This window comes from Pseudomonas salmasensis (genome assembly GCF_014268375.2).
GTDB lineage: Bacteria > Pseudomonadota > Gammaproteobacteria > Pseudomonadales > Pseudomonadaceae > Aquipseudomonas > Aquipseudomonas salmasensis.
In genome coordinates this window covers 2289813-2304595 of the sequence record NZ_CP077083.1, presented here as the reverse complement: position 1 = coordinate 2304595, position 14783 = coordinate 2289813, and the positions used below count along the sequence as shown (strand labels likewise).

Sequence of the window (14783 nt, the reverse complement as noted above, 5' to 3'; positions counted from 1 at the left end):
GATGGCAGTTGAGTGCGTAGTAGGCAGTCATGTAGCTCCCGAAGAACGATTTGATTTTTTCTGGCGTCAGCAAGGTGAATGGGTGGAAGAACCCAACCGTCGCCGTGGTGGTGAAAGTGGCGTGCAGCGGGTGATCAGCCCTAACGGCCGCTTGCTCTATTGCAAGCGCCAGACCGGCCACATTTACCGCAGTTGGCTGCACCCCTTCGGGCGTCCGACCGTGCTGCGTGAGCGTGATGCCCTCAAAGGCCTGCGTTTGCTGGATGTGCGTGTGCCGGAATTGGTGTTTTGCGAGGCGCGTCGCGACCCGGAGCACCAATGGAAAGCCCTGTTGGTGACCGCGTCCCTGGACGGTTTCGACGAGATCGAAAACTGGTACGCCGCCGGTGGCCGCCAACAGTATGGCGAGGCGGTGCACGAGCGCCTGCTGCAAGAGTTGGCCGGCACCTTGGCCCGTATGCACAAAGGCCGCTGGCAACACGGTTGCCTGTATATCAAGCACATCTTCGTGCGGGTGACCGGTGAGCCTGATGCGGCGACAGTGGAAGTGGCCCTGCTGGACTTTGAGAAATGCCGCCAGCGCTTGACCGCTTATCGGGCCGCGTCCCACGACATGCTGCAATTGCGTCGCCATTCGTCGTGGAATGATACCGACTGGAAAAAACTCAGCTACTTTTACGAGACGGCGTTTGGCAGCGCTATCAAGGGTTTAACCAGATGAAGCTAGAAATAGCACGAGGTTTGTTTCTGGTCGGGGCATTGGGTGTTGCAGCCCTGGCCCTGGCGGTATGGGAACAACCTCGTACACAAGTGTTGAGTGCGGTAGACGGTGGCGGGCAATGCCTGCTGCCACGCATTGCCAAGACGAGTGTGGCGGCCAAGCCCGACCATGAATTGCTGTTATTCATGTTCGGCATGTCTCAAGCGATGAGGCCGCAAAGTTGAAACGATTGACCCCCAAAAGGGCCTTGCGATGCAAGGCCCTTTTTTTGTGCCTGACACCTCAACTGTTGTAGGAGCGAGCTTGCTCGCGAAAAAACCGCAGACGACACGTTCATCTAGGATGGGCGCGTTATCCCTGGCGATCTTCGCGAGCAAGCTCGCTCCTACAGAATACAGAGGGGTAATTTCAGACCAGGTGCAGATGGTTATCCCAGAACCCCGCCGGTAACTCCAGTGGGGTTGCCAGTAACTTTTCCTGGCGGCAGTCATAGAAGCGGCAACGCCCCTGGCCGGATGTCACCACAAACCCATCCGCCACCGCGCCCACCCCCGCACAGTCTGGCAAGGGCCCATCCAGGCGCAGTTCGGCGGTGTCCATGTCCCAGATAAAAAAGCGGTTGCCCCGCGGTGCTGTCAGCGCCACCAGGCGCAGTTCGCTGTGCACCGCCACGCTGGCGGTGTAATGCCCCATCGCCTGCAACTGCTCATCGGCCACCGGGAACGCCACGAACGGCTGCCCCGGGCGCTTGATCGCCAGCAACTCGGAACGCTCCTGAGACGGGCCCATGAACTGCTGCCCGGTGAGGATGGTGCCATCGCTGGCAATACCCATGTGCCGCACGCTGTTCATCTGCTGGGCCAGGGTTTCCTTGCTGATCAGGCTGCCGTCGCGGCGCATCAGCACCAGGCTCGGCTCCATGGCGTTTAGGTTCATTTCTACCCGGCTTTCGGCTTCGGTGCGAATGCCGCCGTTGGCCACGATCAGCGTCTCGCCGTCGGGCATCCACGAGACCTGATGCGGGCCGATGCCGTGGGTGGAAATCTCGCCGCTGTGCACCAGCCGCTCACCTTCAAACTTATACACACCCAACAGGCCGCGGCCAGGGTCGGAGGTGTCGTTTTCGGTGGCGTACAGCCAGTCACCGCTCTTGTGGATCACCGCATGCCCATAGAAATGACGGTTGGCGTTCGAGGTAATGGTTTGCAGCAGCCTGCCATCGCGCAGGTCGATCAGGTAGCTCTCGGTGCCTGGGCGACGGGCGACGAACAGTGCAATCGGCAAGGTCGGGTGGTTGATGATGTCATGGCAGCGCTGGCCGACCTGGGTGGCAAATACCGGCTTGCCGTCCAGGCGATAGCCGACAGCGTAGTGCTTGCCGTCGGCATCATCGCGCGCCGACAGCAGCAGCGGGCCTTTGTCTTTGTGCTTGAACAGCGTCCAGCCACCCAAGGTGATAGCGCTGAGCAGCACGCTGCCCACCGCCAAAGCCTGTCGCCTGAGCATCATCAGTCACCGTCGTTGGCGTTAAAGCCCAGTTGTACGCCCAGCGCCTTGGCCAGTTCACCTTCATGCAGGCGGTGGACCACGTTGAGGCTGTCGTAAATGTCGTTAAGTTGCTGGCGCCCGGCGGCGTCGTTCAACAGTTCGTTGAGGGTGCGCTGGTTGCTGGCGAACAGTTTCAGGGACGCTGCGTAGGCGGCGTCGATTTTCTCGGCCAGTGGCTTCTGGTCCGCCGGCAGCAGGCCACGCAGGCCTTTGTTATCGACGCCCACCCATACGGTTTGAGCCGCGGCGAGGCTGGCTTCCAGGCTTTGCAGGGACGACTGGCTGCGCCAGGCATCGGCCTGGAACGGTTGCGGGATGCCCTTGGTCTGGCGGCCCATCGGGGTGCCGAGTTTTTTCTTCAGGGTGTCCAGGGCGGTCACTTGCACGCGCAGCAGGTCGGCGATGGCTTCGTGGGAATCAGCGTAGCGCTGGTTCGGAAACTTGGTCATCTGCGCGAGCATGCCGTCGGTGCTGTTCCAACTGGCCAGGATCTCTTCGGCCAGGACTTTCTGGCGTTCACCGATCGCCATCAGCAGCGGGCAATAGCGCGCTTTCTGGGCGTCGTCGGCGACGTCGGGCTTGGCGTCGTAAAGGATGTATTCGTACGCCGACAGGCCCTGTACCACCACGCTGGATTTCGACAGGGCCGCGGCGTCGATCTGCGGCTGGGCGCTGACCAGTTGCTCGACCTGACGGCCTACCAGGTTCTTCTTGTCTGGCCAGAACTGCACCTGCCACGCCCGGTTGCCTTCGGCCAGCGGGCCGATCAGCAGCGGTTGCAGCTCGGCCCAGGCTTTTTGCGCGTGCAGGAAGTCGGCGCGGGCAGTGTCCAGGCTTTCCTTGCCTTGGCAGTAAGCCAGGGCGCTGACGGCCAACTGACGGTCGGCCTCAACCCAGCGGCTGTAGGTTGGCAGGATCACTTGCTTGGCGATGGCCGCCGAGGTCACGGCTTGCGGGTCTTGGGGCGAGCAGGCGCCCAAGGCCAGAGCGGCGAGGCTGGTGAACAACAACTTGGGACGAAACATGTCGAGCTCCCTTCTGTAAGTGGGGCAAAGCTTATAAAGAATTCAGGAACGCCAGCAACGCGGCACGCTGCTCGGCATTGAACGACAACACATGTTGCTGCGCCGCTTGGGCTTCGCCGCCATGCCACAGCACGGCTTCAAGCAGGTTGCGGGCGCGGCCGTCATGCAGGAACTGGGTGTGGCCACTCACGGTTTGCGTCAGGCCAATGCCCCACAGCGGCGGGGTGCGCCAGTCGCGGCCAGTGGCTTTGAATTCGCTACGGTTGTCGGCCAGGCCTTCGCCCATATCGTGCAGCAGCAGGTCGCTGTAAGGCCGAATCACTTGGTTGGCCAGTTCAGGTTCGGCGGCGTTGGCGGCCGTGGTGAACGTGGGCTTGTGACAGCCCTGGCAACCGGCCTGGTAGAACAGGTTCTTGCCGGCCAGCACTTGCGGCGTATCAACGTCGCGGCGTGCGGGCACCGCGAGGTTGCGGGTGTAGAACAGCACCAGGCGCAGGATGTTATCGCTGACTTCCGGCTCACCCTCGGGGCCATTGCCGTTGGGCGCCTGTTTGCAGGCCACTTGCGCGTCGGTGCAGTCATCGAAGGGTCTCAGGGACGTGGTGAGGCCCATATCACCCGAAAATGCGTGAACGTTTTGTTGATTGAGGTTGGGCTGCCCGGCTTTCCAGCCAAAACGCCCGAGGACAGTTTTGTTCTGGGCGTCATCCCAGACCCAATTGGCGCGGCCCACGATGGCCTCTTTGTCGGCGGTCTTGGGGTTAGTGTTGCGCAGGATATCGGCATCGCTGATCGCTTCGAGCAGGCCCAGGCCGATCATCGGCGGGGCGATACGCGCCGAGAAGCGTGTGTCGGGGTGCATCGGGCCGTAGCCGAGTTGGGTGATCTGCAGGTCGGGCTTGCGTAATTCAACGAGCGTGCCGTCGTTGAACCTGACGTTGACCGGTGTGTAGTCGACCCGCACCTTGCCTTCCGGCGCAACGCCGGGCACGGCCATGTCCTGGAGTTGCCCGCCATAGACGGGCTCGGGTACTACGCCGATCTGTTCGATGAGCTTGGCGTAAGGCTGAGCATCCGGGATGGACAGGCGCACCAGCATCGACACGGCATTGGGCGCGTCGGGCAGTGGCGGGTGGCCACGGCCATCCTTGATATGGCAGTTCTGGCAGGCGTTGGTATTGAACAACGGGCCCAGGCCATCGCGCGCCGTGGTGGTGGACGGCGCAATCACCCACGGGTTGCGAAAGAAGCTGTTGCCGACGCTGAAGTCCAGGCGCCGCGTGGGCGTCAGGTTGGCCGAGGGCAGGGAAAAGGCGTTCTGGTCGCGCTTGTTTACCGTCGCCGAGCCACCGGCCCGCGATTCACCCGGCTCTGCTTTCGTGAAGCGAGGGGCGTCATCGCAAGCGGTCAGGCTTAAAGCCATCAACGCTGCAGGCAGGTACAAAAGCGCACGGAACATCGAGATTCCTGGACGAGGGCAGAAAATTAAGGCGCAAAGTCTAACAGGGCAGGGCGGATTGAATAAGAGCAATTATCGTTTGGTGGCATCCCGATTCTTTCCCGTTAGAATGACCGCACATTTTTTTATGGAGGTGGCCAATGCAGGCTCTCGACGCTTTGCTCAACCGTGTTTCCGTGCCGCGTTTGCTCGACCCGGCACCGACCCAGGAGCAGCGCGACCTGCTGTTCGCCGCCGCCATGCGCGCGCCCGACCACGGTCAACTGCGCCCGTGGCGTTTCCTTACCGTCGAAGGCTGCGCCCGTGAACAGATGGGCACGCTGTTGGCCGAAGCGGCGCGCTTGCAGGACGCCGAAGCGCCCCAGGCTGCCATCGACAAAGCCCAGAACGGCCCGCTGCGTGCGCCGCTGGTGGTGGTGGTGATTGCACGCTTGCAAGAGCATTTCAAAGTGCCCAAGTCCGAGCAATTGCTGGCCGCCGCCTGCGCGGCCCACGGCATTCTGCTGGCGGCGTATGCCCAGGGTATTGGCGCGGTGTGGCGTACCGGCGAATTGTCCTACTCGGCGCACGTTGCCAAAGGCCTGGGGCTGGCGGCGAATGAAGAAGTGATCGGTTTTCTCTACCTGGGCACGCCGCAGAACCCGCCGCGCACGGCGCCGAAGGAAGACCTGACGCCGTTCGTCCAGGCCTGGCCCGGCCGGTAATTCACCCCCATTCTGCTCTATAGGTAGGAGCGAGCTTGCTCGCGAAAAACTCACAGACGCCGCGTTTATTCAGGAAGCACGCGTTATCGTTGACGTTTTTCGCGAGCAAGCTCGCTCCTACAGGGGGCAATGTTTTAAGGACCGTCAGACCCTGAACTGATCCATCAACTTCATCTGCTGGCTGGCCAGGGCATTGAGCTGGCTGCTGATCGCCGCCGACTCGGTAGCCTGGCCGGTGAGGGTTTCGGTCACGGTGCGAATCGCCGAGACATTGCGGTTGACCTCTTCGGCCACCGCGCTCTGCTGTTCGGCCGCGCTGGCGATTTGCAGGTTCATGTCGCTGATCACCGTGACCGCGTCGCTGATCTTGCCCAGGGCTTGCACGGCTTGATGGATCTGCCCGGCATTGCTCTGCGCCTGGTGCTGGCTGGAGTGCATGGTCGCCACTACGCCACGGGTGCCGCTCTGGATACGTTCGATCACCAGGCGGATTTCCTCGACTGAATCCTGGGTGCGTTTGGCCAGGTTGCGCACTTCGTCGGCCACCACCGCAAAACCACGCCCGCTTTCCCCGGCGCGTGCCGCTTCAATCGCGGCGTTCAATGCCAGCAGGTTGGTCTGTTCGGCAATGCTGCGGATCACCTCCAACACTGAACCGATTTGCTCGCTGTTGACCGCCAGGGCTTCGACCTCGCCCACGGCTTTGCTGACTTCGTCGGCCAGAGTGGTGATATCGCGGGTGCTCTGTTCGATGATCGACATGCCTTCGCGTGCCGACTGATCGGCGCCGCGTGCCGCGCTGGCGGCATTGGAGGCGCTGTTGGCCACGTCGTGGGCGGTGGCGCTCATTTCGTTCGACGCGGTGGCGACCTGGTCGATTTCACGGAACTGCACTTGCATGCCTTCGCTGGTCTGGCGCGCAATGGCGGACGATTGATCGGCCGTCCCACGGGCTTCGGTGATGCTTTGCTTGATCTGCGCAATGGTCGGCTGCAGCTTGTCGAGGAAACGGTTGAACCAGTTCACCAACTCGCCCAGTTCGTCCTTCTTGGTGTAGGCCAGGCGCTGGGTGAGGTCGCCGTCACCGCTGGCGATGTCCTTGAGCATGGCGGCCACGCTATTGATAGGGCGGGTCACGCCAGTAGCGGTCAGCCAGATCAACAGCAAGCCCAGCAGGCCAGCGGCGGCGGCCACCAGCAGGGCTTTGAGCGTGCCCGTGGCCTGGGCCTCGTCGAGCACGGCTTGGAGTTTTTCGCTGTCGGCCAACATCACTGCTTTGGGCAGCTTGATCACCACGCCCCAGGATTTGGCACCGGCAATCGGCTTGAGCGGGTACACGGCACGAATGGTGTCGTCCTCTTCACGGATAACAGGCCGGTCATTGGCCAGCAGTTGCACGATCTCCTTGCCTTCGGCGCCAATGCTGTCGATCAGGTTCTTGCCGACTTTGGCCGGCTCACCACTGTAGGCGGCGATCAGGCCGGTGCTGGACAGAATCTCCAGGTGGGCGGCGCCGTTGAACAGGTCTTTTTGCGCCGCATCGGTGGTCGCTTGCAGGGCGGTGAGGGCGATGTCCACGCCGACCACGCCGATGACTTTGCCGTCGACGATCAGCGGCAAGGAAATGGTGGTCATCAGTACCGGTTTGCCGGCCACCGTGTCTTCGTACGGGTCCAGCAGGCAAGTGCTGCGCGTGTCCCGTGGGCAGGTGTACCAGATGTTATAGGGCGTGCCGCTGAGGTTAAGCGTGGTTTTGGTCAGGTCGTCTTCGACCATGATGGTGTTCTGGCCTTCGCCGCCAGCCCGGCTCCAGTAGCTGGAAAACCGGCCTTTTTCATTGGAGGCGCGTGCCTTGTCGTCGATAAATTCGCTGTCCTTGCCATCCAGCCCGTTGGGTTCGAACGACAACCAGATGCCCAGCACCTTGGTGTTGCGCTCGAACGCGGTTTTGACGCTGCGGTTGAGTTCTTCACGCAGCGCTGCGGCTTCAAGGGAACGCTGGGTGCCCAACTGACGCAGGTCTTTGATCTGGTCGGCAAGGGCGGTGACCACCAGCAGGTTTTCGCCGAAGGTCTGCTGCAAGTGGCCGGCCTGTTCGGCCGCTTTGGATTGCAGCAACTGCTCCACGCTGGCGGTGAGCATTCGTGAGCTTGAATCACTGACCAGCCGATCGTTCTGGTTGGTGTTGTAGATATTGATGCCGACCACCAGTGCGATGACACCCAGCAGGCACAGGCCGGACAGCAACACGATTTTCAAGCGGATAGAGAGGGTGTCGAACATAGGTTCACTCACGAATGGACTTGTTGGAATGCACGCAAACGCGCCAAGTCCCTTCGGCGTCATGCCTGGAACATCGGCGTCACACATCAATTCATGAGAAATAGGCGATGAGCGGTAGGAAAACGCCTACACGCCGCCTTAGACGGGCCGTGCGAGCTGTTCGGGGCGGGACCAGATCCACAGGTTGCCCAGGCTCATCCCGGCAATCGCCAGGTACACCGGCCAGCCGTGATCGAGCATCACCAGCATCAACACGGCGCACAGCAACATGCTCACCGTGGCGCTGACCTTGGCGCGACGGGCAATGATCTTGCCGTTGCGCCAGTTGGACAGGATCGGCCCGAACAGGCGATGGTTTTCCAGCCAGGCGCTGAGGCGCGGCGAGCTTTTGGTGGCGGCCCAGGCGGCGAGCAGGATGAATTCAGTAGTGGGCAACCCCGGTATGACAATCGCCACCAAGCCGATCCCCAGGCTGACGTAGGCCAGCAGGCCGAAGAGAAGCTGGGCGATTTTGGAGGAGGATTGGGGTTTGCCGGTCATGCTGCAGTTTTCTGGTGGGAAGGTTTACACATTGTTAGCCATGAAATGCACTCAACTGTGGGAGCTGGCTTGCCTGCGATAGCGGTGTATCAGGTTAAACATCTGGAGCTGACTCACCGCCATCGCAGGCAAGCCAGCTCTCACATTGAACCGCTGTCTACCGGAATACTTATGCCAGTTCCGGGGCGCTAGCGTACGCCTGTTCCAGCAACACGGTGAAGCGCACAAACGCATCAATCGCGCCTTTTTCCACGGCAGCTTCTTCTTCGGCACTGAACTCCAGGCCGTCGAGGGTGCGGGTGAAACTCTTCCAGCCCTCGGCGCGACCGCCGGCTGGCTCGCCCAGGTGGCGGGCACCGAAGGTTTCACTCAGGCCCAGGCCCACGGCGCGCTTGATCAGGAACGCAGCGCCCAGCTTGGAGCCTTCGGAGACGAACAGCCAGCCCAAAGCGCAGGCTTTGCTGGGGTTGTTCACCGCGCCGGCAACCGGGGCCGGGATTTCGGTGTCCAGGTCTGCCAGGTCGAGCTTGGCCGCTTCGGCGCGGCAGCGGGCGGCCAGGTCAGGGATGATCTGGTTCAGCTCGGCATCGTTGTACAGGGCTACCAGTTCCGATTGGAACAGGTATTGGGCCACGACGAAGCGGGCGAAGTTGGCCTGGGTTTCGAACGGCGCGTGAGCCTTCACCAATGCGTCGAGCTTGGTGTGCGGCGCGTTGGTGATCTGGTTCAGGCGCTGGGAGCGCAGGCTTGGGCGTTCTGCGGTGGAAGAAGCGGTCATGAAAAAAGTCCTTGAGAAGAGAAGCGCCTGGGTGCCCTTAAAGAGAGCTGTTATCAACTAGACGAACAAGAAGACGCGGCACAGTAAAAAATCCTCACCTCGCCGCGGATGCATGGGCGGCGAGGTGGGGCGCATGGGTCAGATGTCCCAGATCACGTTGATCGCAAAGTTGCGACCGGGCTGGGTCAGGCGGTCGAGGTTGGCCGGGCCGGTCACACCGGCCTCGCCGACGCTGTCGTAGCTGCGCACGTCATCCCAGTTCCAGTACTTCTTGTCGGTGAGGTTGTAGAGGCCACCGTTGACGGTCACGTCTTTGCTCACCTTGTAGTAGGCGGTCAGGTCGAGGATGCCGAAACCCGGGGTTTTGAACGGGCCGTCGGTGCCGCCGTCGGGCGCGTGGAAGGTTGTGCTGTCGACGCGGTCCTGTTTTTTCACCACGGTCCAGCTCAGCAGGCCACCGTAGTTGTCCTGGTCGTAGCCCAGGCCAAACACGCCCTTGAGTGGGTTGACGCTGTTCAACGGCTCGCCATTGTCGTCGTTGCGACCGTAGGTGTAGGCAACCGAGCCCTGGGTATACAGGCCCTTCGGCGCGCCGAAGGTATCCAGGTTCAGGCGGCCCTTGGCTTCCACGCCCTTGATGGTGGCGCGCTTGATGTTGACGGCCTGGAACTGCTCCACGGTGCCGCCGACCACGGCGTTGTCTTCGTCGATAAAGTCGCGGTATTTGTTGTAGTACACCGCAATATCGAAGGAGCCTTCGTCGAATTTGCCGCGAATCCCGGTTTCGATGCCTTTGCTGGTTTCTGGCTTGAGGTCGGGGTTGGGTTCGACGGTATAGCCCAGGTTTAGATTTTCGAAGCGACCGTACAGGGCTTTGGCAGACGGCGTGCGGAAACCTTCAGCGTATTGGCCGAACCAGGTGTAGTTGTCGGTCAGGGCGTAGGTCAGGCCGAACTTGGGTGTTACGCGGTTCCAGGTCTTGTCTTTGCCGTCGACGGTATAGGCGCCGGTCGGGTTGACGGTGTTGAGGAATTCCTGGGTCAGCTTGGGCTTGAGCCGGGTGTAGTCATAACGCACGGCGGGCAGGAAGGTCCATTTGTCCCAGGTGATCTGGTCCTGGGCGAACAGCGAGTAGGTGTTGATGGTCGGGTCGGGGAAGTCGCTGGCCTTCTTCACGCTGTCGCTCGCTTGCGGGCTTGGCGCGCCAATGGCGGTGCAGCCGGCACCAATGGCCAGGCACGAGGCCGAGCCTTCGCGTGAACCGGTGACTTTCTGCTGCTTGAGGGTGGTGCCGTAGGTGACTTGGTGGTCGGTCTCACCCAGGCTGAAAGCCTTGTCCAACTGAGCGTCGAAGACCCACTGTTTTTCTTCGTAAAGGGTGTCGCGGGTGCGCAGCACGCGACGGCCGGCCTGGTAGATTTCAGCGGTGGTCTGGTCGGTCTTGGCGATCTGGTAGTTGAGGCTGGTCTTGATGCGGTCGGCAATCGGCGACTCCAGGGCGAAGGTGTTTTCCAGGCCGAAGCGCTCGCGGGTAATGGTGTCGTTACCGCGACGGTCGCGGTACAGGTTCATGCCCCGGCCACCGATGAACGGGCCGCCCACTGCGTTTTTCAGATTGACGTCGCGGTCATCCTTGAACTTCTCGTAGGTCAGGCCCAAGCGGTTGTCATCGCCATAGTTCCAGCCCAGCTTGGCCAGCACGTTGGTGGTGCGCGCATCTTCCGGGTTGGCGCCGGTACGGGCCAGGCCGGTGGCGTTATTGCCGTCGTAGGACTCGGTTTCATGGCCGTTGCGCTGGCTCAGGTGCAGCAAACCGTCGAAGTCCTGCACACGCCCGGCGAAGGTGCCGGAGGTCAGCCAGCTCTCGTCGGCGGAGCTGTAGCCGGTCTTCAGGCGGGCGCCGACGTCCTGGCCTGGCTTGATGATGTCGTCCGGGTCGAGGGTGAAATAACTCACCGCGCCGCCGATGGCACTGCTGCCGTACAGGGCCGAGGCCGGACCGCGCAGGATCTCCACGCGCTTGACGATTTCGGGGTCGACGTAGTTGCGGCGGGTCTTGGCGTAGGGGCCGTTGAAGAAGTTGTCGGGCACTTCGACGCCATCCACCTGGGTGAGCACGCGGTCGCCGTCGATGCCACGAATGTTGTAGCCCGCGTTACCCGAGCGGGTACCGGCGCCGCCGACCGAGACGCCGGGTTCGTAGCGCACCAGTTCACGGATGGTGTTGACGTTCTGGCGGTCCAGCTCTTCGCGATCATGCACGCTGACGGTGCTCGGTACGCTGTTCACATCCTGTTCATTGCGGGTGGCGCTGATGGTCACCTGTTGCAGGGCGAGGACGCTGCCGGCGCTACGTTTTTCCAGCACGATGCTGTTATTACCCAGTTTGCGATAGCTCAGGTTGGTCCCCACCAACAGCCGGTCCAGGGCTTTTTCCGCTGGCAGTGGGCCGCGTACGCCCGGGGACGAAACGCCCTGGCCCAGTTCGGCCGGCAGGCCGACTTGCCAGCCGGTCACTGCGGTAAAGGCGTTGAGTGCCGACACCAGTGGCTGCTGTTCAATGCTGAAGGTGTAATTGGCGTGGCTGCGAGCGGCAGGTTCGGCGGCGGTGGCGCTCATGACGGGCGCGCCAGCCAGCAGGATCGCGGCGGTCAGCAAGGACAAAACGGGCGAAGCAGACCGGCGGTTGAAACGAGAGGACATCGAGAGCGCTCCGGGATACGAATCTTATAGTTGCGAACCGAACCAAATAGGAATCAGTTGCATTGGCTATAACGAGACGTATCGCCGGTTAACATCGAGTAAAAATAATTCTCATTTAGTTCAGGATCACCAGCGCCGGGTACTCCGACAGCTTGGCCGAGGTGATGTGGGCCAGGGAGCGCACCACGTCCAGGGGTTGGTCAAGGCGGTAGTTGCCGGTGACGGCGACGCTGGCCAGTTGCTCGTTGTTGTTGACGATCCAACCTGGGTAATAGCGGCGCAGTTCAGCCAGTACTTCGCTCAGCGGGCAGTTTTCGAACACCAGCCGGCCCTGCACCCAGGCCAGGTCCTTGCTGGTATCGAGCTTGGCCGGTTGGCCGAAACCCTTGGGGCCGATGCGGATGCTTTGCCCGGCGCTCAGGCGCACACGGGCATCGTCGAACGTGTTGCTCAGGTCGACATCGCCGCGCTGCACTTGAACCTGGGCTTCGCCATTGAGGTAGCGCACGGCAAAGGCGGTATCACGCACGCTGGCGCGCACCGGCCCGGCGTCGATCTCCAGGGGCAGGCCACGGGAGGGTGCTATTTCAAAGAACGCTTCGCCCTGGTACAGGCGGGCAATGCGCTGGTGATCCTTGATGGTGCTGGAAAACGCCGAGTTGGTGTTCAGCAGCACCTTGGAGCCATCGTCCAGTTGCAGGCGCTGGCGCTCGCCCACCACCGTCAGATGGTCGGCCTGCAAGCGCACCGGCAGGTTGCTGAAACTGAACAGGCCGACCAGCAACACGGCGGCGGTGGCCAGGGGTTTCCAGTGCGGTCTGATCCGCCGCCAGCCGCTGGGCTTACGCGGTGCGGCGAGGGCCACGGCGGCGCTGTGCACCGGCGCGTCACCCCAGGCGGCCTGGGCCTTGCTGAAGGCGTGGACGTGGGCCGGGTCCTGGGCCAGCCAGGCGTCGAACGCGGCCTGCTGCCCAGGTTGCGGGCACTGCAAGGCGATCAGCCAGTCGAGGGCTTGGTCCATGGCCGCGTCTTGCAACACCTCATGAGCCAACGCATGGGGGCGCAGTTTATTCGGGTCCGTCACGGTGTTCCTCGGGTCTTCGCCACGTTCTATTCATTTTTCCTACAGCTTGGATCGACACCTCTGTCGGGTGAAGCTTAAGGCTGATCCAGCCGTTCGGCCACACCCACACAGATAGCCATGATCAATTTGAGTTCCTTTTGCACCGTGCTCAAGGACACACCCAACTGATCGGCAATCTCCTGGTAGCTGCAACCGTGCAGGCGGCTGAGGATGAAAATCCGCTGCTGGCGGGCGCTCAACTGGCCGAGGCTGACACTCAAGTGCTCCAGCAGTTGCTCGGCCTGGGTGGCTTCCTCCGGCGTGCTGGCCGGCGCGGCGACGCTTTGCAGGACATCCAGCGGGACATCCTCCTGCAGGGTACGCGCCTGAATCCTGCGCGAGCGCAAATGATCCAGCGCCAGGTTACGCGCTGTCTGGTAAACAAAGGGTTCAAGATGGTCGATTGGCCGCTCGCTCAGGGCCCGAGTCACGCGCAGGTAGGTTTCCTGCAACAGGTCCTCTGCAGTGCTGTGGTTATGCACCATGCGTTGCAGGGTTCGTAGCAGGATCACCCGTTGGGTGAGGAAGACGTGGTTGAAGCGAGATTGGCTCACAATGATACCAGACCGATTTGCAGTGAATGATAATGCTTATCATCAACTGAAATGGCAAGTGGCACGTTTGGCTGTAGGAGCTAGCTTGCTCGCGAAGGTCGTCAACGATAACGCTGACAACCTGGGTAAACGCGGTGACTACGCGTTCTTCGCGAGCAAGCTCGCTCCTACAGGATGCCGAGGCTTATTCGGCGTTACACAGCGCCAGGCAGTTATCCAGCATACGGTTGGAGAAACCCCACTCGTTGTCGTACCACGCCAGCACTTTGAGCAATTTGCCGCTGACCTTGGTGTGATTGGCGTCGAAGATCGACGACAGCGGGTTATGGTTGAAGTCGCTGGAAACCAGCGGCAGGGTGTTGTAGCCGAGGATCTTCGAATGCTGGCTGGCGTGTTTGAGCAGGGCGTTGACCTCATCGGCCGTGGCTTCTTTCTTCAGCTGCACGGTGAGGTCCACCAGGGACACGTTGATCACCGGTACACGCACCGCCATGCCGGTCAGCTTGCCTGCCAGTTCCGGCAGCACCAGGCCCACCGCTTCAGCGGCGCCGGTCTTGCTCGGGATCATGTTCTGAGTGGCCGAACGCGCGCGGTACGGGTCGGTGTGGTACACGTCGGTGAGGTTCTGGTCGTTGGTGTAGGCGTGGATGGTGGTCATCAGCCCGCTTTCGATGCCTAGCTCGCGATGCAGCACCTGGGCCACTGGTGCCAGGCAGTTGGTGGTGCACGACGCGTTGGAAATGATCTGGTGGGACTGACGCAAAATGTCATGGTTTACCCCGTAGACCACCGTGGCGTCCGCGCCTTTGGCCGGGGCGGAGATGATCACCTTGCGCGCGCCGGCGCTAATATGGGCGGCAGCCTTGTCACGGTCGGTGAACAGGCCGGTGCATTCGAACACCACGTCAATCTTGTGCGCAGCCCACGGCAGGTCGGCGGGGTTGCGAATGGCACTCACGGCAATCCGGTCACCATTGACGGTCAGGCTTTCCTGATCGTGGGCAACCTCTGCGTCGAAAGTGCCGTGTACGGTGTCGTACTTGAGCAGGTGGGCATTGATCGAGCTGTCGCCCAAATCGTTGATGGCGACGATCTGCAAATCCTGGCGATAGCCTTGGGTATACAGTGCGCGCAGGACATTACGGCCGATACGGCCAAAACCATTGATTGCGATTCGAAGAGTCATCGGAAAGTGCCTGTCGTCGATTTGTTGTAAGAATTACAAGATTATTCGCATAAAAATAGAAAACAAGCCTTTTTAGTGGCAATATTTTGTTCAATCTACAACGAGTGACCTGAATCAACTGGTCCGATGATCCAAACGACCCCCTGCCATCCCATGAGC

13 protein-coding genes are annotated in these 14783 nt (G+C 61.4%); 3 read left to right on the top strand and 10 right to left on the bottom strand.

The window, feature by feature from the left end; genetic code table 11:
* The first annotated feature begins 1 nt into the window (after nucleotide 1).
* Together HU731_RS10110 and HU731_RS10105 are read left to right on the top strand one after the other, a co-directional pair.
* Entirely contained in the window at nucleotides 2-721 is a 720-nt protein-coding gene (locus tag HU731_RS10110) for a lipopolysaccharide kinase InaA family protein (RefSeq protein WP_003193933.1), read from the top strand.
* A complete protein-coding gene (locus tag HU731_RS10105) occupies nucleotides 718-945 on the top strand; it encodes a hypothetical protein (RefSeq protein ID WP_003193932.1) in 228 nt (75 codons plus the stop codon). The genes HU731_RS10110 and HU731_RS10105 overlap by 4 nt, the downstream gene beginning before the upstream one ends.
* 184 nt (nucleotides 946-1129) lie before the next feature.
* On the opposite strand, the gene HU731_RS10100 is transcribed toward HU731_RS10105, so the two are convergent.
* The 3 genes from HU731_RS10100 to HU731_RS10090 are packed head-to-tail and all read right to left on the bottom strand — an operon-like array spanning nucleotide 1130 to nucleotide 4753.
* A complete protein-coding gene (locus tag HU731_RS10100) occupies nucleotides 1130-2227 on the bottom strand; it encodes a DUF1513 domain-containing protein (RefSeq protein WP_032902721.1) in 1098 nt (365 codons plus the stop codon).
* A gap of 2 nt (nucleotides 2228-2229) precedes the next feature.
* The gene (locus HU731_RS10095; RefSeq protein ID WP_186609230.1) at nucleotides 2230-3294 is read right to left on the bottom strand and encodes an imelysin family protein; all 1065 of its coding nucleotides are present in this window, start codon (nucleotides 3292-3294) and stop codon (nucleotides 2230-2232) included.
* Between the two features lie 31 nt (nucleotides 3295-3325).
* The gene (locus HU731_RS10090) at nucleotides 3326-4753 is read right to left on the bottom strand and encodes a di-heme oxidoreductase family protein (protein ID WP_186609232.1); all 1428 of its coding nucleotides are present in this window, start codon (nucleotides 4751-4753) and stop codon (nucleotides 3326-3328) included.
* A gap of 140 nt (nucleotides 4754-4893) precedes the next feature.
* Here HU731_RS10090 and HU731_RS10085 point away from each other — a divergent pair, with 140 nt between their 5' ends.
* Entirely contained in the window at nucleotides 4894-5457 is a 564-nt protein-coding gene (locus HU731_RS10085; RefSeq protein WP_186609233.1) for an NAD(P)H nitroreductase, read from the top strand.
* Between the two features lie 144 nt (nucleotides 5458-5601).
* On the opposite strand, the gene HU731_RS10080 is transcribed toward HU731_RS10085, so the two are convergent.
* The 7 genes from HU731_RS10080 to gap form a co-directional block, all read right to left on the bottom strand.
* Entirely contained in the window at nucleotides 5602-7740 is a 2139-nt protein-coding gene (locus HU731_RS10080) for a methyl-accepting chemotaxis protein (protein ID WP_186609235.1), read from the bottom strand.
* Between the two features lie 138 nt (nucleotides 7741-7878).
* Entirely contained in the window at nucleotides 7879-8280 is a 402-nt protein-coding gene (locus HU731_RS10075; protein ID WP_161906229.1) for a YbaN family protein, read from the bottom strand.
* Between the two features lie 169 nt (nucleotides 8281-8449).
* The gene (locus HU731_RS10070; RefSeq protein ID WP_186609237.1) at nucleotides 8450-9058 is read right to left on the bottom strand and encodes a biliverdin-producing heme oxygenase; all 609 of its coding nucleotides are present in this window, start codon (nucleotides 9056-9058) and stop codon (nucleotides 8450-8452) included.
* A 138-nt stretch (nucleotides 9059-9196) separates the two neighbouring features.
* Nucleotides 9197-11761, bottom strand: a complete 2565-nt coding sequence (locus HU731_RS10065; protein ID WP_186609239.1) for a TonB-dependent receptor — start codon at nucleotides 11759-11761, stop codon at nucleotides 9197-9199.
* A gap of 115 nt (nucleotides 11762-11876) precedes the next feature.
* Nucleotides 11877-12845 carry a FecR family protein gene (locus HU731_RS10060; RefSeq protein WP_186609241.1) on the bottom strand — a complete coding sequence of 323 codons (969 nt, stop codon included), beginning with the start codon at nucleotides 12843-12845 and terminating at the stop codon, nucleotides 11877-11879.
* A 74-nt stretch (nucleotides 12846-12919) separates the two neighbouring features.
* Entirely contained in the window at nucleotides 12920-13438 is a 519-nt protein-coding gene (locus tag HU731_RS10055) for an RNA polymerase sigma factor (RefSeq protein WP_003193922.1), read from the bottom strand.
* Nucleotides 13439-13622: 184 nt separating this feature from the next.
* A complete protein-coding gene (gap, locus tag HU731_RS10050) occupies nucleotides 13623-14624 on the bottom strand; it encodes a type I glyceraldehyde-3-phosphate dehydrogenase (protein WP_003193921.1) in 1002 nt (333 codons plus the stop codon).
* Between the last annotated feature and the right edge of the window lie 159 nt (nucleotides 14625-14783).